The sequence below is a fragment of the Parachitinimonas caeni genome (genome assembly GCF_030129945.1).
Lineage (GTDB): Bacteria > Pseudomonadota > Gammaproteobacteria > Burkholderiales > Chitinimonadaceae > Parachitinimonas > Parachitinimonas caeni.
In genome coordinates this window covers 185,160-211,882 of sequence record NZ_JARRAF010000005.1, presented here as the reverse complement: position 1 = coordinate 211,882, position 26,723 = coordinate 185,160, and the positions used below count along the sequence as shown (strand labels likewise).

At 56.3% G+C, this 26,723-nt stretch carries 27 protein-coding genes and 1 pseudogene; 11 read left to right on the top strand and 17 right to left on the bottom strand.

What is annotated here, in order from left to right; all coding sequences use genetic code 11:
- The first annotated feature begins 54 nt into the window (after positions 1-54).
- Genes PZA18_RS06400 through PZA18_RS06390 form a run of 3 tightly spaced genes read left to right on the top strand, consistent with a single transcriptional unit; the run spans position 55 to position 2,302 of the window.
- A complete protein-coding gene (locus PZA18_RS06400; protein ID WP_284099973.1) occupies positions 55-294 on the top strand; it encodes a PepSY domain-containing protein in 240 nt (79 codons plus the stop codon).
- Complete coding sequence (locus PZA18_RS06395) at positions 294-965, top strand: response regulator transcription factor (RefSeq protein ID WP_284099972.1); 672 nt, start codon at positions 294-296, stop codon at positions 963-965. Before PZA18_RS06400 ends, PZA18_RS06395 begins: the two co-directional genes overlap by 1 nt.
- 5 nt (positions 966-970) lie before the next feature.
- Positions 971-2,302 carry an ATP-binding protein gene (locus PZA18_RS06390; protein WP_284099971.1) on the top strand — a complete coding sequence of 444 codons (1,332 nt, stop codon included), beginning with the start codon at positions 971-973 and terminating at the stop codon, positions 2,300-2,302.
- Between the two features lie 117 nt (positions 2,303-2,419).
- On the opposite strand, the gene coq7 is transcribed toward PZA18_RS06390, so the two are convergent.
- Complete coding sequence (coq7, locus tag PZA18_RS06385; RefSeq protein ID WP_284099970.1) at positions 2,420-3,037, bottom strand: 2-polyprenyl-3-methyl-6-methoxy-1,4-benzoquinone monooxygenase; 618 nt, start codon at positions 3,035-3,037, stop codon at positions 2,420-2,422.
- Between the two features lie 296 nt (positions 3,038-3,333).
- Here coq7 and PZA18_RS06380 point away from each other — a divergent pair.
- The 4 genes and pseudogenes from PZA18_RS06380 to PZA18_RS06365 form a co-directional block, all read left to right on the top strand.
- Positions 3,334-3,885 (top strand): annotated as a pseudogene (locus tag PZA18_RS06380) (peptidylprolyl isomerase); the annotation flags it as partial.
- 125 nt (positions 3,886-4,010) lie between these two features.
- Positions 4,011-4,508, top strand: coding sequence for a peptidylprolyl isomerase (locus tag PZA18_RS06375; RefSeq protein ID WP_284099968.1), 498 nt, complete (start codon positions 4,011-4,013; stop codon positions 4,506-4,508).
- Positions 4,509-4,550: 42 nt separating this feature from the next.
- On the top strand, positions 4,551-5,339 hold the full coding sequence (locus tag PZA18_RS06370; protein ID WP_284099967.1) for a UDP-2,3-diacylglucosamine diphosphatase: 789 nt from the start codon (positions 4,551-4,553) through the stop codon (positions 5,337-5,339).
- Between the two features lie 166 nt (positions 5,340-5,505).
- Positions 5,506-6,015, top strand: a complete 510-nt coding sequence (locus PZA18_RS06365) for a hypothetical protein (protein ID WP_284099966.1) — start codon at positions 5,506-5,508, stop codon at positions 6,013-6,015.
- A 32-nt stretch (positions 6,016-6,047) separates the two neighbouring features.
- Here PZA18_RS06365 and PZA18_RS06360 read toward each other — a convergent pair whose 3' ends face one another.
- The 16 genes from PZA18_RS06360 to PZA18_RS06285 all read right to left on the bottom strand — a co-directional run bounded on the left by PZA18_RS06360 (position 6,048) and on the right by PZA18_RS06285 (position 20,609).
- Complete coding sequence (locus PZA18_RS06360; RefSeq protein ID WP_284099965.1) at positions 6,048-6,908, bottom strand: sulfurtransferase; 861 nt, start codon at positions 6,906-6,908, stop codon at positions 6,048-6,050.
- Positions 6,905-7,612 (bottom strand): hypothetical protein, encoded by a 708-nt coding sequence (locus PZA18_RS06355; protein ID WP_284099964.1) that lies wholly within the window; start codon positions 7,610-7,612, stop codon positions 6,905-6,907. The genes PZA18_RS06360 and PZA18_RS06355 overlap by 4 nt, the downstream gene beginning before the upstream one ends.
- The gene (locus PZA18_RS06350; protein ID WP_284099963.1) at positions 7,609-8,109 is read right to left on the bottom strand and encodes a hypothetical protein; all 501 of its coding nucleotides are present in this window, start codon (positions 8,107-8,109) and stop codon (positions 7,609-7,611) included. The genes PZA18_RS06355 and PZA18_RS06350 overlap by 4 nt, the downstream gene beginning before the upstream one ends.
- A 2-nt stretch (positions 8,110-8,111) precedes the next feature.
- Positions 8,112-8,594 (bottom strand): 2-C-methyl-D-erythritol 2,4-cyclodiphosphate synthase, encoded by a 483-nt coding sequence (gene ispF, locus PZA18_RS06345; RefSeq protein WP_284099962.1) that lies wholly within the window; start codon positions 8,592-8,594, stop codon positions 8,112-8,114.
- Entirely contained in the window at positions 8,594-9,301 is a 708-nt protein-coding gene (ispD, locus tag PZA18_RS06340) for a 2-C-methyl-D-erythritol 4-phosphate cytidylyltransferase (protein WP_284099961.1), read from the bottom strand. Before ispD ends, ispF begins: the two co-directional genes overlap by 1 nt.
- 3 nt (positions 9,302-9,304) lie before the next feature.
- The gene (gene dnaQ, locus PZA18_RS06335) at positions 9,305-10,039 is read right to left on the bottom strand and encodes a DNA polymerase III subunit epsilon (RefSeq protein WP_284099960.1); all 735 of its coding nucleotides are present in this window, start codon (positions 10,037-10,039) and stop codon (positions 9,305-9,307) included.
- Positions 10,040-10,331: 292 nt separating this feature from the next.
- Positions 10,332-10,799 (bottom strand): ribonuclease HI, encoded by a 468-nt coding sequence (gene rnhA / locus PZA18_RS06330; RefSeq protein ID WP_284099959.1) that lies wholly within the window; start codon positions 10,797-10,799, stop codon positions 10,332-10,334.
- Between the two features lie 5 nt (positions 10,800-10,804).
- Positions 10,805-11,455, bottom strand: a complete 651-nt coding sequence (locus PZA18_RS06325; protein ID WP_284099958.1) for an NUDIX hydrolase — start codon at positions 11,453-11,455, stop codon at positions 10,805-10,807.
- A 56-nt stretch (positions 11,456-11,511) separates the two neighbouring features.
- The gene (locus tag PZA18_RS06320; RefSeq protein ID WP_284099957.1) at positions 11,512-12,147 is read right to left on the bottom strand and encodes a trimeric intracellular cation channel family protein; all 636 of its coding nucleotides are present in this window, start codon (positions 12,145-12,147) and stop codon (positions 11,512-11,514) included.
- A 1-nt stretch (position 12,148) separates the two neighbouring features.
- Positions 12,149-12,724, bottom strand: coding sequence for a cob(I)yrinic acid a,c-diamide adenosyltransferase (locus tag PZA18_RS06315; RefSeq protein ID WP_284099956.1), 576 nt, complete (start codon positions 12,722-12,724; stop codon positions 12,149-12,151).
- Between the two features lie 44 nt (positions 12,725-12,768).
- Positions 12,769-13,350 (bottom strand): GNAT family N-acetyltransferase, encoded by a 582-nt coding sequence (locus tag PZA18_RS06310; RefSeq protein WP_284099955.1) that lies wholly within the window; start codon positions 13,348-13,350, stop codon positions 12,769-12,771.
- Entirely contained in the window at positions 13,350-13,850 is a 501-nt protein-coding gene (ybaK, locus tag PZA18_RS06305; protein WP_284099954.1) for a Cys-tRNA(Pro) deacylase, read from the bottom strand. The genes PZA18_RS06310 and ybaK overlap by 1 nt, the downstream gene beginning before the upstream one ends.
- A 265-nt stretch (positions 13,851-14,115) precedes the next feature.
- A complete protein-coding gene (locus PZA18_RS06300; protein ID WP_284099953.1) occupies positions 14,116-15,681 on the bottom strand; it encodes a M28 family metallopeptidase in 1,566 nt (521 codons plus the stop codon).
- Between the two features lie 106 nt (positions 15,682-15,787).
- Positions 15,788-17,620 (bottom strand): M4 family metallopeptidase, encoded by a 1,833-nt coding sequence (locus PZA18_RS06295; RefSeq protein WP_284099952.1) that lies wholly within the window; start codon positions 17,618-17,620, stop codon positions 15,788-15,790.
- Between the two features lie 1,425 nt (positions 17,621-19,045).
- Positions 19,046-20,041 (bottom strand): AAA family ATPase, encoded by a 996-nt coding sequence (locus tag PZA18_RS06290; protein ID WP_284099951.1) that lies wholly within the window; start codon positions 20,039-20,041, stop codon positions 19,046-19,048.
- Complete coding sequence (locus PZA18_RS06285) at positions 20,034-20,609, bottom strand: nicotinamide mononucleotide transporter family protein (protein WP_284099950.1); 576 nt, start codon at positions 20,607-20,609, stop codon at positions 20,034-20,036. Before PZA18_RS06285 ends, PZA18_RS06290 begins: the two co-directional genes overlap by 8 nt.
- A gap of 363 nt (positions 20,610-20,972) precedes the next feature.
- Between PZA18_RS06285 and PZA18_RS06280 the strand changes: the two genes are divergently transcribed.
- The 4 genes from PZA18_RS06280 (at position 20,973) to PZA18_RS06265 (ending at position 26,652) form a co-directional block, all read left to right on the top strand.
- Positions 20,973-21,755, top strand: coding sequence for a DinB family protein (locus PZA18_RS06280; RefSeq protein ID WP_284099949.1), 783 nt, complete (start codon positions 20,973-20,975; stop codon positions 21,753-21,755).
- A gap of 215 nt (positions 21,756-21,970) precedes the next feature.
- On the top strand, positions 21,971-24,325 hold the full coding sequence (locus PZA18_RS06275) for an RCC1-like domain-containing protein (RefSeq protein ID WP_284099948.1): 2,355 nt from the start codon (positions 21,971-21,973) through the stop codon (positions 24,323-24,325).
- A gap of 166 nt (positions 24,326-24,491) precedes the next feature.
- Positions 24,492-25,223 carry a translesion DNA synthesis-associated protein ImuA gene (gene imuA / locus PZA18_RS06270; protein ID WP_284099947.1) on the top strand — a complete coding sequence of 244 codons (732 nt, stop codon included), beginning with the start codon at positions 24,492-24,494 and terminating at the stop codon, positions 25,221-25,223.
- Entirely contained in the window at positions 25,147-26,652 is a 1,506-nt protein-coding gene (locus tag PZA18_RS06265) for a Y-family DNA polymerase (RefSeq protein WP_284100025.1), read from the top strand. Before imuA ends, PZA18_RS06265 begins: the two co-directional genes overlap by 77 nt.
- Positions 26,653-26,723 lie beyond the last annotated feature (71 nt).

The window sequence follows — 26,723 nt, the reverse complement described above, 5'->3', positions numbered from 1 at the left end:
AAGTACCGCCAACCAGCTGGATTCGCTCAACGTACCCCACAGGAACAGATGCTCATGCAACGCTTTTACGCCCCACTCATCGCTCTGACGCTCATTTTGGCGACCGCACCCGCACTGGCCCAAATCAGCCGGGACGAGGCTGCCGCTACCGCCCAGCGCATGGCCGGTGGGCGCGTCTTGTCGGTAGACAAAGCCAGGGCAGGCGGACGGGAGGTCTATCGGGTCAAGGTGCTTACCCCCAGTGGAGAGGTGCGCGTCATCTCGATCAATGCTGAAACCGGAGCAGCCGAATAATGCGTTTGTTGATCGTTGAAGACGAAGTTGCACTTCGCCTCTCCTTGCGGCAACAGCTAGAGGCCGAAGGCTATAGAGTGGACGAAGCAGCAGATGGCGAAAACGGCTTGTTTCTGGCACGCGAATACCCGTTCGATGCCGCCGTAGTCGATCTCGGCCTGCCCAAATTGCCTGGGATTGAGTTGATCAAGACCTTACGCGAAGAAGGCGTCAGCCTGCCCATCCTGATCCTGACTGCACGGGGGCGTTGGCAAGAAAAAGTTGAAGGGCTAGAGGCAGGCGCCGATGACTATCTGGTCAAGCCCTTCGAGTTCCCTGAGTTATTGGCTCGTCTGAAGGCATTGTTGCGACGCGCAGCCGGCGCAACCGGCAATCGGCTCACCTTTGGCCCCATCGCACTGGACTGGTCAGCGCAGAAAGTATGGCGCGAAGGTGCCGAAGTAGACCTGACCACCTTTGAATACCGCCTGCTCGAATATCTGGTTCAGCATCGCGACAAAGTGGTATCGAAGATCGAGCTATCCGATTACCTCTACCCTCACAACGAAGATCGAGACAGTAATGTGCTCGAAGTCTTGATCGGCCGCCTGCGGAAAAAGCTTGATCCGGACGGAACCTTGCTGCCGATCGAAACCCTGCGCGGACGTGGCTACCGCTTCACCTTGACGTGAGTCGCGTGCTGCCGTCCTCCATCAATGGCCGCATCATTGTTGCAGCAACGCTGATTCTGTTGGCTTTCCTGGTAGCAACCGGTGCAGCACTTGATCGCGCATTCCAGGAGAGCGCCCAGGCGGCACGACACGAACGGTTACTGGGCCAGGCTTACCTGCTGATGGCCGCGGCCGATGTCTCGCCAGATGGCGGCATTCTGATGCCTCCCCAGCTGGCCGAACCACGCCTGTCGCTCCCATCATCCGGCCTGTATGCCAATGTTTCGCACCTCGCAGCGAAAGTCGAATGGCAGTCCAACTCCACTCTCGGTTTGAACGTACCATTCTTGCGCGGTCTGGAAGCCGGTCATCAGGAATTCACTGAAATCGCAGACAAGACTGGCAAACCTTACTTCGTACTTGGCTTTGGTGTGAAATGGGCAACCGGTAATCAAAACGCCCTGCTCACCTTCAGTGTCAGCGAAGACAAAGCGGATTACCTGAAGCAGATCGGCGTCTATCGCAGGAGTCTATGGGGCTGGTTGGGTGGGCTGGCGGGCTTGCTGCTACTTGCCCAGATCTTGCTGTTGCGTTGGGGATTGGCGCCAATGCGGCGCGTCGCGCAGGAGCTCAAAGAAGTTGAAACCGGCAACCGATCACGGCTGGACAACGATTACCCCGCTGAAATTCGACTGCTGACCGACAACCTCAACCATCTTCTGGCACGCGAGCAGGCCCAACGCGAGCGCTACCGCAATGGCCTGGCCGACCTTGCCCATAGTCTGAAGACCCCGTTGGCGGTGCTGCGAGCGGCTTTGTCTGACCCTGGCCATCTCCAGGCCACGGTTTCCGAGCAAGTCGTCCGCATGGATCATATCGTTCAACATCAATTGCAACGTGCCGCCACGGCAGGCGCTTCCCGGCTGGCCGAGCCGATTGCGTTGCAGCCAATTGCCGACCGGATTGCCGCCTCGCTGCAGAAGGTTTATCGGGACAAATCCCTCACCATTTCGGTGCAGGTACCGGCAGATTTGACAGCCCGGCTCGATTCGGGCGACGTGTTTGAAGCGTGGGGAAATCTGGCAGATAACGGTTGCAAGTGGGCGCGGCATACGGTGCAGCTCTTTGCGCAGATCGAAGCCGGCCGAATCACCCTTGGCGTGGAAGACGATGGCCCCGGCATTGCCAACCCTGCACATGTGCTCAAACGACATGGCCGAGCAGACGAATCAACACCAGGCCAGGGGATCGGCCTTGATGTCGTTGCCGATATCGCACAGGCTTACGATGGTAACTTGCAAATTGCCAGATCAAGGCTGGGTGGCGCCTTGGTCAGCATCACCGTACAACATCACTGAGACTCTCTCCGTGATGGCAGGGCCTCACCACTCCATAACCTGGCATCCAGGCACTTTGACGTTTTGCTCCTAAAGTTCGGAACAAAACGCCACCCGCGCCAAGCCAGGTCTGATCGTTCAGATTCGGTAACTCAAAGTGGTCATCACTTTAGAGCTCAACTGCATCAAATCCTTAAGGGGCTTGGGTAGCTCAACACCGCCCAGCTGCGTTGCCGTCTCCGCGTGGCTGGCTTCATCAATTCGCATCTGCTCGACAATCGCCCGGCTTTTGGCGTCCTGATCAGGCAATTGGCTGAGATGGCTCTGCAGATGCGCCCCAACCTGACGCTCGGTTTCTGCCAAGAAGCCTAGATTCCACTTGTCCCCCACCAGCCCGGCCGATACGCCAATTGCCAGCGAACCCACATACCATAGGGGGTTCAACACGCTTTTATGGCTGCCAAGCTCCTGCAGCCGCTGCTCTGTCCAGGCCAGATGCTCCGTTTCCTCGTGAGCCGCTTCCTGCAACGCTGCGCGAGTTGCCGGATCACGCGCTGTCAATGCCTGGCCTTGATAAAGCGCCTGCGCACATACCTCCCCACAATGATTCACACGCATCAACCCGGCTGCGTGCTGCTTGTCGGCAGCGGTCAGATCGGCCTCGGTCTGCTGCGCATCCGGGTGCGGCCTAACGCTACGAGCAGGCGCAAACACCGTTCGCAAAGCCTTGTCGAATTCAACAATAAAGCGGTCCATCTGGGCCTCGACTCCGTTTCACCATAAATTATCTGGCGTCATTTTACCCCCGCCTCGCCACAGCGGGCGACTGCGGATCCAGTATGGCAATCCAACAGTCACACCCTGAACAGGCCCAAGCCATCAAAGGCGGCCTGATGCCATCTATGGGTGCGCTGGTGTCATTCTGGCTCCGCGTAGGCGGCACATCAGACCTCTCCCCCCTCGACACCCACGATCCCTCTGCCAAGCGCACTGGCGCAAATTCTCAGCGTGCTATCATGCGGCGTCGCAACTCAGCCTACATTTGATAAATCATGCGCAAACTTCTACTTCTTTGTGCTCTGGCATTTGGTACCGCTTGGGCAGCTGAAAACCCGCAGGTCAAATTGAGCACCAGCATGGGTGACATCGAACTGGAACTGTATCCGGAGAAGGCACCCAAGTCGGTCGAGAACTTCCTGAAGTACGTTAAGTCGGGCCACTACGATGGCACCATTTTTCATCGCGTGATCCCCGGCTTCATGATCCAGGGCGGTGGTATGACCCCGGAGATGAAAGAAAAAACCACACGGGCACCCATTCAGAACGAAGCCAAGAATGGTCTGCAAAACACCATCGGTACGATTGCAATGGCCCGGACCATGGACCCACACTCGGCCTCGGCCCAGTTTTTCATCAACGTCGCCGACAACGCCTTCCTGAACTTCCGTGAAGAATCCCCACGTGGTTGGGGTTACGCCGTTTTTGGCAAGGTGACCAAGGGCATGGACGTGGCCAACCAGATCGTGAAGGTTGAAACCACCAATAGTGGCCCTCACGCCAACGTGCCGGCCAAGCCCATCCTGATCAAGAAGGCTACGGTCATCAAGGCGTCAGCCACACAAGAAACCCCTGCACCTGCACCTGCACCTGCACCTGCACCTGCACCTGCACCTGCACCTGCACCTGCACCTGCACCTGCAGCCCAATAATTTTCCACCTGGAGCACACTATGAGTGTCATTCTGCACACCAGCTTAGGCGACATTACCCTTGAACTCGACGCGGAGCGCGCCCCCAAAACCGTCGAGAACTTCCTGCAATATGTAAAGGACGGGCATTACAGTGGCACCTTGTTCCACCGTGTTATTGGCAACTTTATGGTTCAAGGCGGCGGCTTCGCGCCCGGTATGAAGCAGAAGCCTACGCGCGATCCGGTTCAGAACGAAGCCAATAACGGCTTGCGTAATGATGCCTACACCATTGCGATGGCCCGCACACCAGACCCTCACTCTGCATCGGCCCAGTTCTTCATCAACGCCGTCAATAACGACTTCCTGAACTACACCGCCCCCACAGCCCAAGGCTTTGGCTATTGCGTGTTTGGCAAAGTAACAGCCGGCTCCGAGGTTGTAGATGCCATTCGCAAGGTGAAAACCGGCAACAAAGGCATGTTCCAGGATGTTCCAGTTGAAGATGTGCTGATCCTGTCGGCTGAGATCGTCGAGTAATACTGCCCGGCATCCGCCGCAGTAAGCAGAAAAGCCGGCCAAATGTTGCCGGCTTTTCTATCAATCCTTTCTGCTAATTTCCCCATGCACCGGACTCTACTGTTCATCTCTGATCTGCATCTTTCAACCACAGATCTTCCGACCTTCGAAGCATTCAAGCAATTTATGCAGACCTGCGCACGCGGAGCGCATGGGCTCTACGTATTGGGTGACCTGTTTGAGTACTGGATTGGAGATGACGGTGCGGATGCCCTGGCGGAAGAGGTGGCAGAAGCCTTCAAGGAATTAGTTGAATCGGGTACGCCAGTCTATTTGATTCATGGAAATCGGGATTTCTTGATCGGTGAAACCTGGGCCAAGCAAGCCAAAGTCACACTGTTGAGTGAGCCCGTTTGCATTGAGCACGAAGGGCAAATGGCAGTGTTGTGTCATGGCGACACTTTTTGTACGGATGATGTCAGCTATCAACAGTTTCGAGCACTAGTCAGAAACCCCGATTGGCAGGCCGCATTTTTGGCCAGACCATTGCCTGATCGACAAGCTGAAGTGCTGCGCATACGAATGGCCAGCCAAGCCGCCAAACAGGAAAAATCCAGTGAAATCATGGATGTAAACCTGGACTCCGTAGTTGAAATGCTCCGACGCTTTCCTGATCATCAATTAATTCATGGCCACACGCATCGGCCAGCACACCATCAATATGATCTCGACTTACAACACCGCTCACGCTGGGTGTTGCCAGATTGGTACGGTGGACAAGGTGGATATCTGCAATGGAATGAAAAAGGTATTACGCTAAAAGAAACCAATATCAACAAGCCTCCTATTTAAATATTGTCATTTGAATATGTCAGACAAATAGACTATACAACTTACAGCTCGTTGACAGAGCGCATGAAAAGCATAGACTAGGCCCGCATTTCAACGTGATTGTTCACAGAAACGTAGCAAGTGAAACATTTTGTTTACTTGTTTGTTTTTCACGGAAGGGAAATCCATGCTCGCACCGTTAAGTCTCTTGTCCAGACAACAGTTCGAATTCATGTCAGGCTTTGCGGACGTGGCTGTTCGATGTTTTGAACGTCTTAGCGATATTCAGCTTGATGCTTGGCAGGAAAATCTGGCTGAAATGGAAGAGCACGAAATCAACCCTTCCCCTTCCCCATCGGAAACCACCCAGCGACTTAGCCGGCAAATTGAAAACACCGTCTCGTTCAGCCGGGATTGGTTCATTGCCCAAGTGCAGACGCAAACCGAATTGATGCTACTGACAGAGCGGCTATTTTCAGAAAGCCAAAGGACCGTATTACGTCGGATTGATGAAAGCTCGGTTCGCCAAGTTCTGGAACCCGTCAGGTCTGCCGTGTGTGTGAGTGGCTGCGCCTATGATTCGATTTCAAAAGCGACACGCCAAGTGGCCAATTTTGCCAGCAACCGGATGAGTTCTGCGGCAGTCAACGCCTACCACCAAGCCAAAGAGAAGCTCTCCGACACCTTGGTTGCCTGATCAAACCACCACAAACACGCTACTCGGGGAAATCACATTGTGCCGGGTTGAGGCCCGGTTGCAATTGGCCTGCTAGCATCGCTACACCATTCACTCCAAGAGCCGGGGTAGAGCCGCACGCCAGAGATACCTGCCAGCTCCAGAGACAACAAATTGTGGCAGGCGGTAATTCCCGATCCACACTGCATTACCAACTGTGCCGTCGGGGTATCTCCAATGACATCTTGCCAATCAGCAACCAGCTCTGGCGCCGGTCTGAAAAAACCGTGTTGGGTCAGATTCCTCATATAGAAGCGATTACGCGCCCCTGGAATATGCCCCGCCACCGGATCAAGCGTTTCGCCAATGCCCGCATAACGCTCTGCAGTGCGAGCATCGACGACCTGCCACGACGCATCCTTGGCCAACAGGTCTTCTGCCGACACCGTCGATTGCCGACGAAGCTCACAGGACAGACGCCCGGCGGCTCGCCGATTCTCCCCTGACTCAACAGGCAATCCCGCCGAGGTCCAAGCGCCAAAGCCACCATCCAGAACCGCTACATTGGCATGACCAATCCAGCGCAGCATCCACCAGAAACGGGCTGCGTAGATACCACCACTGGCATCATACGCAACGATCTGTGCATCCTGATCCAAGCCCAGCATGGCCATGCGTGCCGCGAATTCCTCAGGATCGGGTAGTGGATGCCTACCATTCTTGCCGGTTTTGGGTGCGGACAGATCAAGATCCACATCGACAAAGACAGCACCGGGGATATGCGAAAACTGATAGGCAGCCCGACCTGCGCCCGGCTGCATCAGATCGTGCCGGCAATCCACGATAATCCAGTTTCCATGGCTGCGATGTTTGGCTAAATCGGATACAGAAACCAGCAATGCGTGCTTGCTCAATGCGAACCCTTTCGCAGTAACGGGGTGATATCTTCGGTAAACCGCACTTCAGTATCCTCAGCCTTAGCCGCTTTCTTTTTTGCAGGCTTGGGTTTGGCCAACACCGGCTCTGCGGCCTTGGCTGTGATAGCGGTGGCTGGCTCAGCCTCCGCCGCTGGCTTGGCTGGCACTTTCACCAATGCATCCTCAGCCCCTTCGCCCACGGCAGCGACAGACTCGCTGCTGGCAGCGAGACGATCTGAAGTCGGCCCTGGAGGCGCAGTAGTCACCTTCGGCACCTCGGTAATAACGCTGGTACCTACGACCGGCTGCTCAGGATGCATCGACTTCAACTCTCCCGCGCCAGGTGTCGATACCCCGCCCGGCGGGTGTCCGTCCTTGGCAGATTGCCCCCCCATCCAATAGGCAACACCAACTATGACGAGCAGCCCTGCCAGCAACAATGGCATCCATACTTTATGGCCACGCGAAGGCTCTTTAGCCGTCACCTGCACCATATCGTTAACGACAGGAACTGGCTTTCGCGGAACAATCTCGATCTTGTCTTCCTTGAACGACTCGATGATCTCGTCAATCTTGTCGGGCAAGCCCTCTCGCATCGCATCCCATTCAGCGCGTACCGAGGTATCCGGATCGCGGTAGGCCGGGGTGTGACGACTAGGCGCCTGAGCTGCACTGGCTGGATTCGCTGTTCGAGCACTCATGGTTGAAATTGCACTGTCAGTTGAATTGGATTTGCGACACTGATCCTGTAGTCCAGCACCACCGAATTCTTCCCGCCACTAGCCACTGCGGCTGCTTTGATTCGCCCGGCAAACGCCTGTTGCTGCTGCCGGTTCTTGACCCGCACCGACAAGGTGGCAGGCCGTTTGGCCTTGGCGGCCAGTATCGCCACATCATCTACCAGCGACCAAAGTGCACCGTAGTTATCGCCGATTGGTACCGTCAGCATTTTCAGCACAATCAGCCTGTCACCCGAAGACTCTACCGTCTCCTTGACCATCATTTGTGGCTTGATACCTTGTGAAGACCATTTTGCTTCCAATGCTTCGGCAGCAAGGTAATCACTGTCGTGAATTTCCTTTGGCACTACCGGCGGAGGTGGTTCGACTTTGACCGGCGGCGGCGCTGGCGGCGGGGCAGTGGCACAGGAAGTCAGCGCCAAAGTAACCACTAAGCAGGCCAGTTCGCGCCACCCCACAGTCAAGCCTCCTTTGAATATAGTAGACACACGGCTTCAGCAACAATTGCTTCGCCACGGCCAACAATGCCAAGCCGCTCACTGGTCTTGGCCTTGACATTGACCATAGCAGATGTGAGCCCGAGATCTTCGGCAATGTATTCAATCATTTGGGGAATATGCGGCGCCATCTTTGGGGCTTGCGCGATAATCGTGGCGTCAATATTACCAATCCGATAGCCGGCAGCAGTAACCAGCTCGGCTGTCGCCCGCAGCAGCACTCGGCTATCTGCGCCCTTATAGCGGGGGTCGGTATCTGGAAAGTGGCGACCAATATCACCCAAGGCGGCAGCGCCCAACAGCGCATCGGTAATCGCGTGCAAGAGGGCATCGGCGTCAGAATGGCCGAGTAGCCCCTTTTCAAACGGAATATCCACTCCCCCCAGTATCAGCTTGCGACCTTCTACCAGCTGGTGCAGATCCCATCCCTGTCCAATCCGGATCATTATTCCTCCAACAGCCCACGACTTCTTAGCACCTGCTCTGCGAGCAACAGGTCCTGCGCGTAGGTCACTTTGAAATTATTGTCCTGGGCCGCCACCAGTCTAGGTGCCATGCCCAATTTTTCAACTGCCGAGGCTTCATCAGTAATTCCCGCATCAGCCCCACTGGCCAACGCCCGGCGAAGCACTCCATAACGGAACATCTGCGGTGTCTGAGCCTGCCACAGCATGTCACGTGCCACCGTCACAGCCACCGTGCCATCTGTCGAAGCACGTTTGATGGTATCGGCGACCGGAATCGCCAGCAGCCCCCCCACGGGATCATCCTGCAGGGTACTCAACAAACGATTCAAATCATTTGAAGACAAACAAGGGCGAGCCGCATCATGGACCAGCACCCAGTCCATCTCCGTCAGATCGTGACCAATTGCGGCCAATCCATTACGCACTGTTTCGGCGCGGCTTTCCCCGCCCACATATAACGGTACGATTTTGTCGACAAGGCCACGCCAGTCAGTTTGAACAAAATCCTGATCGGCAGGCGACAACACCACATATACCCGCTCAATCCAAGGCAATCTGGCCATTGCCGCCACAGAATGAAACAACACCGGGCGGCCGAGTAATGGCAGGTATTGCTTTGGACATGCCGCCCCCATTCTCGACCCGGAACCCGCAGCAGGTATCAACCCTACACATTTGCCAGCCATCGCTCAGCCAGCCTCCGCCACGGTAGTCAGCCGAGACCAGATGCACTGCCCTTTGCTCGCCTTGTCCAGATCTGCAAGATACGCCGCATGGGCCGCCAATTCTTCGTCGCTAACCTGCAAGATTTTCAGCGGGCCCCGCACAACGTTGGATCGGCTATGGTCCTGCACCATGTGCGTTGCAACCGACTCGACCTCCAGATCCACCAGCAGACTATCCTGTCCACGGGTCATGGACAGATAAACTTCGGCCAGCAGCTCGCAGTCAATCAAGGCGCCGTGCAAGGTACGCGCGGAACGATCAACTTCGAAGCGGTCACAAAGCGCATCCAGCGAGTTGCGCTTGCCCGGAAACATATCCTTGGCTCTGGCCAGGGTGTCGATCACACCGCCGATATAGTCTTCGATGCGACCTCGGCCAAGCCGTTCCAGCTCGGCATTCAGAAAGCCGATATCAAACGGTGCGTTGTGGATGATCAGTTCGGCACCACGGACATATTCCAGAAACTCATCAACGATGTCAGCAAACTTGGGTTTGTCGGCAAGGAACTCGGTCGTCAGGCCGTGAACACGCAACGCCCCTTCTTCGCTGTCGCGTTCGGGATTGATATAGCGATGCAGATGCCGATCTGGCGGAGAGAGCTTGCGGTTGATCATCTCCACCGCAGCGATTTCCAGAATGCGGTTGCCGTCTTCCGCCCGTAAGCCAGTTGTTTCAGTATCCAGAATGATTTGCCGCATGTAGCACTACTTTCCTTATCCCCTATTTTGATTCAATTCAAAATGAGGATGTCATATATTTTAGATATTATGACAGCACCTTGTCGCTTTTGCTGTCGAAAATGCGTCGCCCAGCCAATTCTTGGCGACAATACAACGAAGAAAACTTAAGACTCGCTGAGGATTTCCGAGCATTTTCAAGGCTATTGCAAAGCCGTTCCGATCAGGCACGATACTCTGAAACCCTTGTCAATTCAGGCTATCAGCAGTTACCTCTGCCCCTTGGCAGCCCGCCAGAAGCTCTTGGAAAAAACTAATCGCGAGAGGCAAGCACACCACGATTGGCAAGTTCATCGGCACGCTCATTACCCTCGTGGCCAGCGTGACCTTTTACCCATTGCCAGGTGATCTGATGGCGCGCCTGGACCTGATCCAGCCGCTGCCATAGGTCAGCATTCTTGACAGGTTTTTTATCAGCAGTTTTCCAGCCATTGCGTTTCCAGCCATGAATCCAGGTGGAAATACCGTTCTTGACGTATTGCGAGTCGAGATAAACGGTAACGGCACATGGCCGTGTCAGCGCTTCCAGGCCGGCAATGACCGCCATCAGCTCCATGCGGTTATTGGTGGTATCCGGTTCACCACCGAATAATTCCTTTTCACGGCCTTTGTAGACCAACAGTGCGCCCCAGCCGCCGGGGCCGGGATTCCCTTTGCAGGCACCATCGGTATACAGCTCGACGCGATGGTCGGCTGGCGTATCTTGTGTGATTGAGTTCATTGAATTCAGAAAGCGGGAGGTTCTGCGCGCAGCTCGACTTTGTCGCTCAGCGTCTTGAAAAGGGTCATCAACATGCCAGCGGTTGCACCCCAGATAAAGTGCCCCTGCCAGTTCAACGATAGATAAAACCCGCGCTTATTGGTTACCTGATAGGGATGTTGCTGATAGTTTTGCAGATTCAATACAAAGCTCAGCGGTACTTCAAACGCAGCGGCAACTTCCTGCTCGGCAAGTTTCAGCTCAAACCCTGGCCGGACCAACCCCACCACCGGCACCACGCGAAAGCCGGTAATCGTGACGTAGTGCGCAAGGCGCCCCACGGTTGTCACAAAATCCGGGGCTAAGCCGGTTTCTTCCTCGGTTTCTCTGAGCGCGGCCATCTCGGGGGTTTCTTCATACTCGATGCGTCCACCAGGAAAGCTGATCTGGCCAGGATGTTTGGCCAGGTTCTCGGTACGTTTGGTCAGCAGTATCGAGACGCCCTGCTCCCGCATCACCAGAGGCACCAGCACCGCTGCCGGAGTAGTTTCGATACCCGTATCAAAATCACCGGATAACGGGGCGTGTACGGTATCAAGCCGATGGGCCAGCCAGTCTCGGGCCTGTTCAAAATCAAGCGGGGTTTGAAGCGCGGGGGGAACAGAATGCAGTGTCATGAAAAAATCATAGCAGTCGGAGGAGCGGTCATCTGCGGATCAGGACCAGCGGTGGGTCAATCTGGCTGCTCCACCTGCGGCAGACGCAGATCACGCGAGTGGGCAAACAGTCGCAATGCCAGCCCCGCCGCAAACAGACTCCATTGCAGCGCCGGGCCATGCCAACCAAATTGTGCAGCGAGATACAACGCGCCGCCGCAAACCAGCGCAACGGTGCCATAAAAATCGCGATGCAGGATAAAGGGGACTTCGTTCACCATCATATCCCGCACGATGCCGCCGCCCACTGCCGAGATAAAGCTTACCGCCAGAACACCGAACAGGTTGAGCCCGTAATGAATCGCCACCTCGGCGCCAGCGAGGCTGAACGCAACCAAGCCGATCGAGTCGGTTATCACAAACAGGCGATACAGGGTGGTGCTCTTGCGGCGAGACAGGCGAAACACCCTGCTGGCTAGCAGGCTCACGCCTATCGTATAGAGCGCACTGCCATCATGGAACACCAGTGGAATGCGGTTAAGCATCATGTCCCGGACGATGCCGCCACCAATGGCCGTCAGCAGCGCCACAATCAACACCCCCAGCAGGTCGAACTTATGGCGAACTCCCACCAGATAGCCGCTGATGGTGAAGGACACTGTCCCCACCAGAAACAGCCCATCCATATCCAACAGGGCTTGCAGCCACTCCACCTTATGACTCCTGCGCGGTAGCGTTAAGGCCTGGCTGCCACAGCACATCGGGCTGCCCGCAGGTGCGATTGCTATAGCGGGCTGCAACAAACAGTAAATCGGACAGGCGATTCAGATAGCGGCCTGCCAGATTGCCAGCTTCCAGCTCAGGGGTCTGCTCGCTCAACGCCTGCAAGGCCCGCTCGGCACGTCGGCAGATGGCCCGTGCGACGTGCAGTGCCGCCGCCGCCCGACAGCCGCCCGGCAGAATGAACTCGCGCAAAGGCCCCAGTTCGGCATTGAACTGCTCGACTTCGGCTTCGAGCCGCAACAACTGTTGTTCACGGAGCGCCCGGCGTCCCGGCACAGCGATTTCGCCGCCGAGATCAAACAGATCATGTTGAATACGCAGCAGGCTCTGATCAATCGCCAACGGCAATGCCTCCGCCCTGACAACCCCCAGCTGGGAATTCAGTTCATCCAGATCGCCGAGGGCGACGATGCGTGGATGGGTCTTGCTTACGCGACTACCGTCACCCAGACCGGTTGTCCCTTGGTCACCCGTTCGGGTGACGATCTTGCTTAAACGATGACTCATTACTCAAAACCAGGCTCAGTGGATATTGGGATTGCGCATTGCGCTCAGCTACTCGCAACGGCGGGATTGCGCCAAGCCGGGTTCAACAGGGCGGCCTGCACATGGTCTTGCCAGCGACCATGTACAAACAGGTAATCACGACAGATGCCTTCGGTGTGAAACCCCAAGCGCTCCAGCAGTTTGGCGCTACGGATATTGCCACGCACGTATTGCGCCTCAATCCGGTGCAGATTGAGGGGTCCGAAGGCAAAGTCGATGCATAGCTTGCAGGCAGCATACATTCGGCCGCGCCCCTCCTGATCTGGTGCGATCGTATAACCGATCCGGCACTGGAAGGCCGCGCCGCGTGCCAGGTCATTCAGATTGAGCATGCCGATCACCGTGCGATTATCGCTGGCTTCAAAAATGAACATCCGGCAGCTCTTTTCCTGCTCGTACTCTTCCTGGTACAGCACCAGCTCGCGTTCCCAGAAACTCAGGGTATAGGCATCGGGCGCCGCAGTCGGCACGTAGACCGAAAAGCCGGGCCAATAAGCGCTGAAGAAACGATGAACCTCGGCGACATCAGAGGGCTCGGCCAGCCTGACGATCACATCGCCGTTGCTCAGAATGGGTTTGTCACGCATCAGGACTCTCCGTGGTGGGGAATGGCAATCTCAACCAGAACAGCGTTCAGTATTTTGGCAATCGCCTTGGGGTCCACGCCCACCAAAAAGCCGCGCTTGCCACCATTCACATACATCTTGGGCAAATTCAGTATGGACTGTTCCATATACACTGGCATGGCCTTGCGCGTGCCAAGCGGGGAAGTCCCCCCCACCATATAGCCGGAATGCCGATTGGCAACCTCCGGCGCACAGGGGGTGATGGTCTTGACCTGCACCAGTCGCGCCAAGGTTTTGGTTGATACTTCACAGTCGCCATGCATGAGTACCAGCAAGGGCTGTCGAGTTTCATCTTCCATAACCAGGGTTTTGACCACCGCATGCTCCTCCACCCCCAGCTCGCGTGAAGATACGGCGGTACCGCCACGCTCTTCGTAGTGGTACAGATGTTCGGTGAAGGGGATTTTGTGCTGCCGTAATACCCGGATCGCAGCAGTGACGGGGGCTTTCTCGTGCGACATGACCGACCCAAAAGTCAGAATTCTAGCTTGTATGCAGGTACCGCAGGAGTAATCCGTGAAATGCCGGGCAACGCCTGCGGCCGTCGCATCATTGCGCTGGATTGCCGTATCTCGGCTTCCGTCAGAACGTAAAAATGCCCCGCCATCAAGGCGGGGCCAATTGGGAGAGAAATCCAACCTGCTGAACCAGAGGAATGATCCCGTCGGGATCATCTGCGTTTGACTAGGCAGACCAGCCCACCAGCCGGTCCACCAGTCAGAACCCTTACTGCGCGGTGTAGGTCGTGGTCAGGGTATAGGTCGAGGCCGAATACCCGCGCACCATCACATACACATCGCTGGCACTGGTGACATTCACCGAGCAGTTTTCAGTGCTGCCACTCAGATACGGCCGGCAGTTGTAGCTGCTGGTGGTGGGCTGAGCACCAATGCGTACGTACAGATCCGCATCGCCAGTGCCGGTAGTACCAGCCTTGAAGGTCGTTCCACCTTGCACTTTGAATGGGCCGTAATACTTGTTGGCCCCCTTGGCGACGGAGTCGTTAAAGGTCTCTGTCTTTTCGCCACCACCGGTAGAAGGCCCGTCGTTGCCGAGCTCAACGGCATAAGCCAATGCCAGTCTGGCGAACTTCAGTGCATGCAGCGCCTGATTGCCGGTGTTGGCGAAGGTGTCGTTGACGGTGTGGATATAGGGATCATCGCCATTGAACGACGACTCGAACGGCAGCGAGGCCGGATACCCCTGATTGGTCCAGGAAGCATGATCGGAACAGGCGTAGCCGCACTTGTCGTAGCCAATCTTCAGGGTTGGCAGATAAGTCTTGGCAAGATCAACCAGGAACTGGTTCTGCGCAGCATCGGTGTAGTCAGTGTAGATATAGATGTCTGCATCCGAGCCCTTGTAGTTGGTCATGTCCAGCTGCATGACACCCACCACATTCACGTTCTGCGCCTTGTAGGTCTTGGCGATATCTGCCGAACCACGCAGGCCGACTTCCTCCGCCGCGTAGGCCATGAATTTAATGGTGCGACGGGGTTTGTAGTTATTGGCCATCATTACCCGATAGGCTTCGGTCAGGCTGGCAATACCCGATGCATCGTCATCAGCCCCCGGCGCCTTGGTCGTCTCGCTGGTGCCGCTCTGGTTGATCGAATCGAGGTGACCACCCAGCACCAGCACTTCAGAACTGTTATCCGTGCCTTTGATGGTGGCAATCACCGACTTCTGCGGCCAATTGGCATGGGTGAACTGTTCAACCGTCACATCACTGCGGCCATTGGCCAAGGTGCGCCATTTATTGGCAATCCAGTCCGAAGCGTTCTTGCCTCCAGACGTGGTGTAGTACCGGTTCACAAAGTTGGTCGAAAGCGAAACGATGGTGTCGGCGATATTCGAATCCTGCGCCTGTGTCAGCATCGGGTTGATCGTGGTCTGATCATCAATCTTGTAAGTCGGGCGGCTGAGTGTCGCCAGCATCTTGGGAGGCTGCAGGGCAGCACGGGCTTCTTCGAGGGTGTTATGGACCATATAGCCGCCACAGCGGTGCAGGTTCTCATGCACGCCTTCCGACAGCTGCTCCATGGCCCCTGCATCCATCTGGACCACATGCACCAGCTCGGTGGCATCCGCTTCAAAAGCATTGCCACGCTGGGTTTGCAACACTTTCTGCTCAACGCTGACCGCTTTCTTGTCGATGGTTTGCAGAACTTTGTAAGCCTTGTCGCCAACAGTTATCCAGACCTTGCCGGGTTTGGCCGGTGTCGCGGCAGAAGCAAGGCCCGCTGCCAGCAGGGCAGCCACGACAACAGAGGCACGAAACGGAAATTGCATTGACATTCTCCCAATGGCTGGCCATGCGCCAACCAAGAAACATTCAGACAAGCCCTCCCCGCCCCGGCCGTAGCCGGGGACGTGTCAGAGGGTCAATTAGATTGGTTTATTGGTGATTGCCGACCAGCGTCACACCGCTAAAGCTGGAGTAAGCACGAACCATCACGTAGTACGTACCGGTTTTCGGCGTTGCGATGGTGACTGTCTCGTTGTTACCCCACAGGTATGGGCGATAGTCGTAGGAGGTGGTGGTCGGAGCCGAACCAAACTTCACATAGATGTCCGCATCGCCAGTACCGCCGGAGATCTTGAAGGTCAGATTCTTGGCACCAGCAGGGATGACCATCTTGTAGTTCTTCGCTGCACCCGTCGAAGCAGCCAGGCCCGTTACCGGAACCCCCTTGGTCAAGGTGTCGCCGCCGGGTGGTGGTGTGGTACCACAAGTCACACCAACCGCTTTGAAGGCCGCTTCCACATCAGCCTTGGGATAACTACGGGCTTCAGCCGCCTTGATCACGCCGCAGGAACCATCATTGAAGTTGGTGTTCTGGTTCCAGTGCATCGAGTTGGCGTCGGCAAACACTTCCCAAGCTTTGCGGGTGTTCCAGCCTGCCGTCTTGGCCAGGGTGTAGAACGCCTTGTTGTAAACACCGCTTGAGTAGTGGACATCCAGGCCGTCGTAGTAATCCGCCGCATTGCCGATAGACCGGCCGTCTTTGGTCGGATCATCCATATAACGCAATGCGCCAGCCTTCTTGAAGATTTCGGCCCCCACCAGGAAGTCGTTGGTTCCCTTCATGAAGTACTCGGCAGCCTCCCCGGACATATCCGAATAGGCTTCGTTGATACCGCCTGACTGGCCTTCATAGACCAGACCAGAGTGCTGCTCGGTAAAGCCGTGGCTGACTTCGTGTGCGGCAACATCCAGCGATACCAGTGGGTAGAAGGTCGTCGCGCCATCGCCAAAGGTCATGGCGGTACCGTCCCAGAAGGCATTTTCGTAACTGCTGCCGTAGTGAACCTTCATATACAGCTTGCCGGTCAAGGCACGTGTATTCAGCCACTGCTGATACATATTGAAGATGACATTACCGAAGTAGTGCGCATCATTGATGGGTGAGAACGCACCGTTAATCTGCTTGTAGGTATTGCGCGAGCAGGTGAATTGATAAGGCGTGGTCTTGGAGCCATTGGTCGAGCCGGCCAGATCCACCGAGATCACTTCTGCAGACTGCATCTTGCAATCATCGGTCACCACCAGCGGACCAAAATTGGTGCCGTACTCATACTGACCTGTCTTGGTATTGCCGCCAGGACCGGTGGCATCTTTGTGGGCGATACCTTCCCACTGTTTCAGTACCTGGCCACTCTTGGCATCCACAATGAAGTGAGGGCGGCTTGGCTTGATGCCGCCTTCAACCAGGAAGGACACCATATACACCAGTTGGCTTTGCTTCTTCTCGTCCAGGCGAACAAATAGATCTGCCTTTTCGAGCGTGGTGGTTGAAGCCAGCGACATACCGCCCATCCGCTGGTTCTTGGCAACACGCAGGGCTTCTGCCGGGCTGATGTTGGCAGCCACAGATGGCAGATCAATTTCCACGCCCTTGAGCATGGTACCGCTCAACTTGGCGGCAGCACCTGCCTGAGGGCTCTTGGTCTCGACCACCGACTCGCCCCAGACCGGAATACCCTGATGGTATTGGTGATAACGGGTTACGACAGTGCCATTGGGTAGCTGTGCGCTACGGACTGGCTTCAGATCATCCTGGCTCACGCCGAGCATTGTGTGTACGCCGCCAGCACCTGCCGACATGATCGTGACAGGGGCTTTGATGTTTTCGACACTGACGCGCTCTGCGGCATAGCTGCTCATGGCAGCGGCAACCAGAACGGTCATCGCGAGCGGACGTACCACCGGGATGAGGGATTGCTTCATTTTCTAGGCTCCTTTGTAGACACGGTTTGCGGGGATTCCCGCTGTGCTTTTTCCGCGCCAGGCGGCACCGGGTTGGTGCAGCCATCAGCACGAACGATTTGTCAAAGCGTCGATGAACGCTGTGACGCTTTCGCCGCCCGGTGCGATGCCTGGCAGCTACCATCCGGCCGGTTTCTCCGGCGGCCGTCTGGGGTCGGGTCTCAAAGGAAGAATGAGGTGCAATCAATGTTTGCCGCAGCATCCGCTCAAATCGCCTTCTAATAAGAGGCTATTCAATTAGATACCTTTAAATTGCATCAATCCGGAGAATTACAGGCAAAAGCATCCCCTGGCCTGACGCCATTCTTTTTTGCAAACACCCGACTGCGCGAGCCATATTTTGAATAGGCGATCTGAAGATCTGCACCATTCCGGCTCCAAGACCCGGTTTTGGTGCATTGACCGCCCTTATTTAAGACATCTTTCCAGATATCCAGGCTTGCTTCGCCCTTCTCGCAAAGGGCACCCAATCTTCCGCTGTTGCACTGGCAATACCAGTGCGACGACCCAGCTTTTTATAAATATGTACAGGAAATAGTAACAGGATATTTCCGCAATGCAAGCAATCTAATCCGAATTTATTGATGATATATCCGCACTCCCAATACTGTTAAATCCAGCTTTACGTTGCGTATGCCATTTCGATGGTCACATTGCCTGACCACAGGCAAAAACCATGCTTTTGATACCCAAACATCGGGCTGATATGGATACTTCGATCGAACATTCGTGCCATAGCAGTGAAATTCACTACCCATACAGCAATTCGATGATTCAAATCCCTAAGATAAGCTTCACCACAAGTAAGCCCAATGCACGATTTTGCGCATTTCCCACCCAGGCAATGCCAAACAATTATTTCAAATCCGCGCCTTCACCAAACCCAGTATTGATGGGCTGATAATCAATTTATAAAAATTTTATTTATTTAAGCCGCACACATTCGAATTAGCCCATTCAAACAAATCCACATAGGCAATAGGTTCAATACTGCCCCAACCTCACCCAAACTCATACAAACGAAGTAGCGGAAAACAGCAATAAAAAGTCCACGCATTAGTCTTTTCTAATACTTACACAATCTGCCATTTTCCCGACAGCCATTTACAGCAGAAATTTAGCGCTGCTTAACAACTGCAGCGCAGAGCCCAGCCAGATTGATTGCTTGATATATCGGCATTTGCTTCTATAGCCCCGTTCATTTGATTTTTTTAAAATGTTATAATATTTCAATTCAATAAATACGTTATAACATAACATCAAAATTCCCAATTAAATCTGCTCTATTCCAGCAGGAATGCTGATACCCATTGGAAATGTCGCAGAACAGGACAATGCTTTCACTGAAGAGGAATCCGGGAGGCAAGGCAGCGCCGTGCGTGTCGCTCAGGCTCGTAGTTCGAGCACATCGCAGACTCTGTTGATCCGCTGCGGCAAAGTGCCTTCGAGGTAGTGGTAGCGGATACCACGACGAGCCAGGTCATACAAAATCAAGCCTTGATGAGCATGGCGGACTTCGGTATTGGCACGCCAGCCATTCTGAACATGGCCAAAATCATCGGCGCAGACAAAAACATGGCGGTAGCGACGCTGGCATTCATCAGCGAGCTGGAACAGTTCGTCGGGCGCACTGCGGTTCAGCAGGAATGCCCACGACAACGTGGTGATGGCATTGGTATCACAAAACAGAAAGCGCTTTGCCTGCAAGGCCGCCGCATCTTCCAGCGCCCGGTGGCCGTGGGCGATTTCGAGGTAGTGATGCGGCTGCAAGCATCCGCCCTCGCGCCGAAAAACTTCGTCACCGAACTCCGGCACCATGCTGGTCTGGTAGGTATCAGCCAGACTACGTGTCAAAGTCGATTTACCGGTGGACTCCGCCCCGAGAAACACGACGCGCTCGACAAAATGCCGATACACCAGCGGATCCAGAAACTCGCGCCAGTGATGCGGATCTGCCCGGAGCTGGGTTCCGCTGATGGGCACCCGGGTCCGCCCGCGATCGACCGGGCGATGCGTAACCCCCATATGTGCGGCAAAGCCATCGCCGTAATCCTCGCTGGTGTACACCACATCCACATCAGACAGATGGTGGCGCACCGCCCATTGCCGCACGTATTCGCGGTGGACAATATCGGGCTCGCTGTTGACGGGCGGGTAATCCGCAACATGAATGGTCAGCTGCGGGAACAGCAAAGGTGGGTACAGCTCACGTATCCAGGCAGCCCGCACCGCATTGGGCATTGAGGGAAAGTCAGGGTTTGACCAGATCAGCAGCGTCACTCGGGTCGCTTCGGCCAGTGCTGTATCGATCACCAGCTGATGCCCCCGATGAGGGGGCGCACATTTGCCAACGATCAGGGCGTGGGTAAATCGTTCAGACATGGACAGGCAGCCCTTGCCGCTGGCGGTCTCGCGCCCACTCGATCGCACCTTTGAGCGAGAGGGCAATCAAGATGAATTGCAACCCGAACAGCGCCCACAGCTCAAATTGGGCGAAATAGACGATTTGCAGCAGATTCACCGAGATCCACAGATACCAGCTCCACAGCCACTTGCGGGTGGTCGCCCAGTTGGCAATCAGCGAAGCCGACACAATGGCAAATTGCAGCCATTCCCAAATACCGCCAAAGCTGGTCACGCTGATGGTGTAGGCGAAGATCAGCAGGGTCAGCACCCAGCCGAGGTTGTACCAGAAGCGCTCGTTGAAACGCTCGCCATGCTGATCACGCCGCTGTTCGAGATGCCATAGATACAGGCCATGTACGCCAAAGATCAGATAGCTCACCTGCAACCCAGCCAGCATGTACTGCCGGGTCACCACAAAAAGTACGAAGTACGGCAACAGGCTGGCGTTGGAAAAATGCCAGTACCACAGGTGCTTGCGGATCAAATAAACCAGCGACACCACCACCAGCACGGCACCTGTCCAGTCGAAAACCCAGTTTGGCACTGCCTTTCCCAAGAACTCCATGCACTCACCGCTCCTGGCTCTGTGGATACATTTTATTTCCGGTCGCGCCGGGCCGAGCATTGGGGCATGGCGTCGTTCTGACCTTCACTACCGACCATGACGTTGCAGGCCCCTGCACATGCCACCCAAGCAGTATCTTCAGACTAGGTTCTACCCTGCGAGATGCAAGCCCATTCCTCGATAGCACTCACTTCTGGCTGTACAGCCGGACATCGTTGCGCTTCCAAAAACTTCCGTATGAGCCTTTTCAATACCGTTTCATTTTGATACGTTATAAAAAGACAGGATAAGACGAATTGCTTGATCCTGACTGATAGACCCCCACACCGAGGCCCACCCGTCATGCACTCACGCTTCAATGAATTCCAGCAAACGCCACTTGGCCAACAACTGCTGCAGCTGATCGACACGCCGAACCGCTACATTGAGTTCGCCGCGTTATCGCGCATCGAAGTTCCGGCCGTTGCCGCGCTCTGCCACGACTTGCAGAGTCATTTTCCAGAAGTCGCCAACCATGACACCGCCCGCCAGTATTGCGGCGCACTGGTCGCAGACATCATGCGACGACACCGGCATGAACTGCTGCGGCCCCGGGGCCGTGTGCCCGGTGGCTACTTCACTTATGGTGCAGTCTGGAGTGCCCTGCCCATCGAACATAGCTTCGAAACGCTACTGGAAGAACTCGCGCAGATGCCAGCCCGGTTGCACACAATTGTCGAGCGCTTTTCACCAGCGCAATGGCAGCAGAAACCTGCCTGCGGCTTTGCTCTGGTCGAGCATCTTTGCCACCTGCGCGATCTGGAGCACGAGGGCTACCAGCTACGCCTGTCCCGCATCCTTAATGAAACGCTGCCCCAGCTTGAGGATTTCGATGGCACCACCGTTGCCGAACAGCGGCGTTACCTCGAACAGGATCTTCAGGCGGCGGAGCAGACGTTTACCCTGCATCGGCAGGCGTTGATCCGCTCACTGCAGGACCTGCCCCCCACCCAGCGGCAGCGGCTCGGCATACTTGCCAGCCAGCAGCGCATCACCATTGAAGAGCTGGCGCATTACATCTACCGGCACGACTGCACCCATTTGCAGGAACTGGAGGAGTTACACACCGAGCTGGTGAGTGCCTAGGCGGGATATGCCGGGGTTGCCGGCTGCGGCAACCTGACCCACCGGCCAACCAAGCAAGGCCCTGCACAATTTACGATTTCCCCTGAATGGGATTCCTCTATAATCCCGCCCCCGCAGAAAAGCTGAAAACGTCTGGCATATCTAATCTGGCCTTAACACCAATAAGCTTTGTTGTACTCAATCTATCTAGTTGTTTTTACGGAAATCATCTGAATATGTCTCGCATCCGTCCCACTTCGGGATCTCTCCATCGCACGCTTGCCGCCCTGACAGGCCTGCTTCTGCTCACCAGCCCTGCCATCGCCGCCACCATGGCTGCCGGCAAGCAGCACTACCTCTATATCGACGACAACGGCACGCTCTGGGCCTGGGGTCATAATGAACACGGCCAGCTCGGCAATGGCAGCACCCGTTATGAGCATTACCCGGTAAAAATCGGCTCCGGCTATACCGCTGTCGCCGCCGGCAACACCCATAGTCTGGCCATCAAAGCCGATGGCACATTTTGGGCGTGGGGTAGTAACGAAGAAGGACAGCTAGGGGACACCGATCTCGCGGATCACCCTCAGCCACGTCTGGTTGGCGAAGGTTTCAAGTTGATTGCCGCCGCGCAGGGACTCAGTCTTGCGGTGAAAAATAACGGCAACCTGCTCGGCTGGGGGGATATGCGGAATATCAACACGCCACGCCGAGGGTTACCCCAGCTACTGGATACCGATCCGAGCTACGTTGCCTTGTTTGCGAGTCCTGGTCGCGGCTTTGCCATCAAAGCGGATAGCAGCCTTTGGGAATGGGGGGGAGGCAACCCCAGCTTGATAGGCTATGGTTTTCGCAGCGCAACAAGTAACGGGTCCATCCGTTATGGCGTGAAAACTGATGGGACTTTGGTCAGATGGGGCCAACTTTATGATTTCGGTTATTGCTATAACGGGGATTACCTAAGCACTCCCACTTACGTTGCCCCCGGTTTTAAGGACTTTCTGATTGACAATGAGACAGGTATTGGCATCAAAGACGATGGCAGTGTGGTCGTTTTGGTCAATGGGAGTTCCCGTTCACCCAGCCTGTTTGCCAACCCGCTGCAGTTTGAATCGATGGCCTTGCGGGGCAATGACATACTCGCCCGAAACAGCGAAGGCAAACTCGTCTTCTGGAAGAACGGTGATTTTTTTGCCGCTGAACATGGCCATCAAAGTGATTTCAGCACAGTCAGTGCCGGCAACAATTTCGGGCTCGCGATCAAACCAAATGGCGATGTCTGGGCCTGGGGTGCGAATTCCTTTGGTCAGTTAGGTCGTGAAGACCTGGGTAGTACGCTTTCTCCAACCAAAATCGACACTGGAACCCTAGCGGTTGCCAGCGGCCTATGGCACACCTTGTTTCTGAAAGCAGATGGCAGCCTGTGGGCGCGTGGGCGCAACACAGAAGGCCAGCTAGGTGTTGCCAGCGATAAAGAATTTTCTACCGATGCCCTGCGAGTTGGCCATGGCTTTACCGCCATTTCAACTCAGAATGTTCATAACCTGGCCTTGAAAGCAGATGGCAGCCTGTGGGCGTGGGGTGATAACACATCTGGCCAACTGGGTGACGGCAGCCAGACCCAGCGCACAACGCCAGTGCTGATCGGTAACGGGTTCAGCGCAATTGCTGCTGGGGGTCACCATAGTCTCGCCTTAAAAACTGACGGAAGCCTGTGGGCCTGGGGCGGTAATGAAGCGGGGCAACTCGGGCACCCTGGCGCTGACCGATTGAGTGCCGTCCCCATCAAAATCGGCGAAGGCTATACCGCCATTGCGGCCGGCTGGCAGCATAGCCTGGCCCTGAAAGCCAATGGCAGTTTATGGACATGGGGCCGCAATCAGTGTGGCCAACTAGGGGCTGGCCATATCAACAACCTTGACGCTCCTCAGCTGGTGGGTAGCGGCTACACAGCCATTGCAGCGGGCGAGAACTTCAGCGTGGCACTGACCCTGAAAGGTGAACTGCAGCTGGCTGGCTGGCTATACCCTCCAGCATGGTCGGGCGTTCCTCAGCTCAAGCCGTATTTCGAGACAATCCGTGAACAGGTCCAAGCCATTGCTGCAGGCCCGGAGCAATTCATCTATTTGAAGACTGATGGCACCTTGCAGTACGTTCAAGTCACTCAAAACTTCGCGCTGAGTAACGCTGGCAAACTGCAGGTGCGGCCTGTTGTATTCCGAGGCACTCAGCCAGAAATGTCCGCTGTAGTGCAAGGTCCGCTAGATCGTCGCAGCATCCAGCTCAAACTGACACCCGCCGATGCCCATCTGCAGAAGAATGGCCATGTCTTCATCGCCGCTGCACCAAGTGATGGGGGGTTGTTGATGGCCTCGGCCATTCACTGGCAACCCCACAACCCGACCAAGCCACAGGCATTCTGGGCCGGTGCGCTGGAGCCACTGACGATTGATCTGATCAAAAACGCAGACCTGAGCACTGCCTTTGGCACCACGCTCTACCTTGGCTATGGCGTGGGCAGCACGCCAGAGGAAAGTCTGGCAGACCTGTTGCGCAGCCAGCGTTATGAGGCTGTCCATCTGGCACATTAAATCGCGCTGAATCAAGTTTTTAGCCACAGGCAGCAAGCAAGCGCTTGCTGCCTTTTTTATTGGATCTTCAAACAAAATTTTTCTGTAAAAACTTACCGGACGGCTTTGACAAAGAGAACAAACGTTCCCTATTATTAGTGAACAAACGTACTCCAAGGAGCCGCCCATGCACCCCGCTGTCGATGCCCTGCTGCACCATCCCAAAATCTGGCGTGGCGACCAACTCGCCTGCACCGAGCACCCCGGCCTTGCCACCGGTCACTCGGCACTCGACCGCGAACTGCCGGGAGCTGGCTGGCCGGTTGGCGGCCTGACCGATCTGGTCGCCCGGCAACCGGGCAGTGGTGAGCTACGTCTCCTGCTCCCTGCCCTGGCAGCACTCAGCCAGGCTGGCCGGCAGATTGTGTTGATCGCCCCACCGCATATTCCTTATGCCCCCGCCTGGCAGGCGGCCGGGGTCGATCTGACGCGGTTATCGTGGCTGCGTGCCGATAACGAGCGGGATCGACTCTGGGCGCTTGAGCAAACCCTGCGCGAACCCTCGGTTGGCGCCGTTGTTGGCTGGCTGGCGGGTGCTCCGGCCGACCGCCTGTGGCGACGCCTGCAACTGGCAGCGGAAACCGGTGGCGGCAGCGGCTTTATCCTGCGAGGCGGTACCGCTTCCACCAGTTCCCCTGTCGGCCTACGCCTGCAGGTCGAGCCGGTAGCCGGTGGTCTCTCGGTACAAGTTCTGAAGCGACGCGGCGCCCCCTTGGCTCGCCCGGTATTGATCCCTCATGAAAACCGGGCTGGCGATCAGCCCCTCTCATTCCGCTTTGCCGATGCTGTGGCTAGCCCTCTACCTGCCAGCGCTACCGTTACAAGCGTTCCCGAGCGCACCCTGCGCGTCGCCGCCTGAGCCACTGGCGATTATCGACAGCCAGGGCCGGGTTGATCGGGTTCATGCCTGCAACCAGACAGCGGCACAACTGGGAGTGCGCCCCGGTCAGCGCCGCTCGGCAGCCGAAGCACTCGCCAGCAGCCTGCGCTGTCTGCGGCGCGACACAGCAGCCGAACATCGCGCCCATAACGCGCTGGCGGCCTGGGCCTTGCAGTTCAGCCCAATGGTCACGCTAGACCCAGCCCCTGCGCTCTTGCTCGAAATCGGCAGCTGCCTTGCCTACTTTGGTGGCCTGGAACGGTTAAGACAGCAGGTCGATGCCGGTTTGATCGACCTGGGCTATACCGTGCAGCAAGGCTGTGCCCCCACCCCGCTCGCCGCACTGTGGCTAGCACAGGCGGGAAGACCAGAGGCCGTTGCACTTGCAACGCTGCCCGAAACACTCGGGCAACTCTCTTTCACCGGCTTGCCACTGGCTGCCGAACAAATAGCCAGTCTGCGGCGACTGGGCTTGCAGACGCTGGCCGACGTCCAGTCCTTGCCCAGCCGGGGGCTGAGCCGGCGCCTGGGCCTACAACTGGCCCAACTGCTTGACCGCGCATTGGGGAGGCAGGCCGATCCAAGGCAGCCTTATCAGCCGCCCGACCAGTTTGAACGTCAGCTGGATCTGAACTATCCGGTGCAAGCGAGCGAAGCCCTGCTCTTTGCCGGGCGACGCCTGTTGATCGAGCTATCAGGCTTTCTGCGGGGGCGAGGACTAGGCGTACAGCAGGTGACGCTGCGTTTGACCCTGCAGCAGCGTCCCGATCTGGAGTCCGGGCAGAGCCAGCCATTATCGGCCCCCCATCACGCCACGGCCTTGCCGGAGAACCGCAGCCATTTCGATCTGATGCTGGCATTTGGCCGCCCCACCCGGGAAGTTGCCGAGATGTTGGGCGTATTAAAAGAAAAACTTGCGGTCAACCCACTGCCAGCCCCCGCACTGGGGCTAACCCTGCAAGCCAGGGTATTGCATGCTCTGGATGCACCCGTCAGCGATCTGTTCTCCAACGGACAGTCAGCCGCCGACTTTGCGCTGTTGGCGGCGCGGTTGAAAGCTCGGCTTGGAGACCAAGCGCTGACCGGCATTCAACCTCACCCTGACCATCGACCGGAGCGGGCATGGCGAACCAGCCAACAGCCGGACAACGCCCCCCAGCTGCCGGCAACCCTACGTCCTGCGTGGTTGTTACACACGCCACAACCACTGGAACTACGTGATGCCCGCCCCTGGCTTGGCGAGCCTTTGCAGTGCCAGGGGCGGGCCGAGCGCATTGAAAGTGGCTGGTGGGACGGCGCCCCGATTGCACGCGACTACTACCTGGCATGCGGTCCATCCGGCCGCCGTTACTGGATCTACTTCGATAGAAAGGAGCAGAGCTGGTATCTGCACGGTTTATTTGACTAGGCTCTGTTGACGTTTTATGGCCCAAGCCCGCCCGCCACGCTGGCTTATTCAGATTCGATGCCCTGGTGACG

Bases quoted from the DNA above. Each gene is read 5' to 3' on its own strand.
- PZA18_RS06400 (WP_284099973.1), top strand. From the start codon at position 55: ATGCAACGCTTTTACGCCCCACTCATCGCTCTGACGCTCATTTTGGCG.
- PZA18_RS06395 (WP_284099972.1), top strand. From the start codon at position 294: ATGCGTTTGTTGATCGTTGAAGACGAAGTTGCACTTCGCCTCTCCTTG.
- coq7 (WP_284099970.1), bottom strand. From the start codon at position 3,037: ATGGACCGCTTTATTGTTGAATTCGACAAGGCTTTGCGAACGGTGTTT.
- PZA18_RS06375 (WP_284099968.1), top strand. From the start codon at position 4,011: ATGAGTGTCATTCTGCACACCAGCTTAGGCGACATTACCCTTGAACTC.
- PZA18_RS06370 (WP_284099967.1), top strand. From the start codon at position 4,551: ATGTTGCCGGCTTTTCTATCAATCCTTTCTGCTAATTTCCCCATGCAC.
- PZA18_RS06365 (WP_284099966.1), top strand. From the start codon at position 5,506: ATGCTCGCACCGTTAAGTCTCTTGTCCAGACAACAGTTCGAATTCATG.
- PZA18_RS06355 (WP_284099964.1), bottom strand. From the start codon at position 7,612: ATGAGTGCTCGAACAGCGAATCCAGCCAGTGCAGCTCAGGCGCCTAGT.
- ispF (WP_284099962.1), bottom strand. From the start codon at position 8,594: ATGATCCGGATTGGACAGGGATGGGATCTGCACCAGCTGGTAGAAGGT.
- ispD (WP_284099961.1), bottom strand. From the start codon at position 9,301: ATGGCTGGCAAATGTGTAGGGTTGATACCTGCTGCGGGTTCCGGGTCG.
- dnaQ (WP_284099960.1), bottom strand. From the start codon at position 10,039: ATGCGGCAAATCATTCTGGATACTGAAACAACTGGCTTACGGGCGGAA.
- rnhA (WP_284099959.1), bottom strand. From the start codon at position 10,799: ATGAACTCAATCACACAAGATACGCCAGCCGACCATCGCGTCGAGCTG.
- PZA18_RS06325 (WP_284099958.1), bottom strand. From the start codon at position 11,455: ATGACACTGCATTCTGTTCCCCCCGCGCTTCAAACCCCGCTTGATTTT.
- PZA18_RS06315 (WP_284099956.1), bottom strand. From the start codon at position 12,724: ATGAGTCATCGTTTAAGCAAGATCGTCACCCGAACGGGTGACCAAGGG.
- PZA18_RS06310 (WP_284099955.1), bottom strand. From the start codon at position 13,350: ATGCGTGACAAACCCATTCTGAGCAACGGCGATGTGATCGTCAGGCTG.
- ybaK (WP_284099954.1), bottom strand. From the start codon at position 13,850: ATGTCGCACGAGAAAGCCCCCGTCACTGCTGCGATCCGGGTATTACGG.
- PZA18_RS06300 (WP_284099953.1), bottom strand. From the start codon at position 15,681: ATGCAATTTCCGTTTCGTGCCTCTGTTGTCGTGGCTGCCCTGCTGGCA.
- PZA18_RS06295 (WP_284099952.1), bottom strand. From the start codon at position 17,620: ATGAAGCAATCCCTCATCCCGGTGGTACGTCCGCTCGCGATGACCGTT.
- PZA18_RS06290 (WP_284099951.1), bottom strand. From the start codon at position 20,041: ATGTCTGAACGATTTACCCACGCCCTGATCGTTGGCAAATGTGCGCCC.
- PZA18_RS06280 (WP_284099949.1), top strand. From the start codon at position 20,973: ATGCACTCACGCTTCAATGAATTCCAGCAAACGCCACTTGGCCAACAA.
- PZA18_RS06275 (WP_284099948.1), top strand. From the start codon at position 21,971: ATGTCTCGCATCCGTCCCACTTCGGGATCTCTCCATCGCACGCTTGCC.
- imuA (WP_284099947.1), top strand. From the start codon at position 24,492: ATGCACCCCGCTGTCGATGCCCTGCTGCACCATCCCAAAATCTGGCGT.
- PZA18_RS06265 (WP_284100025.1), top strand. From the start codon at position 25,147: ATGCTGTGGCTAGCCCTCTACCTGCCAGCGCTACCGTTACAAGCGTTC.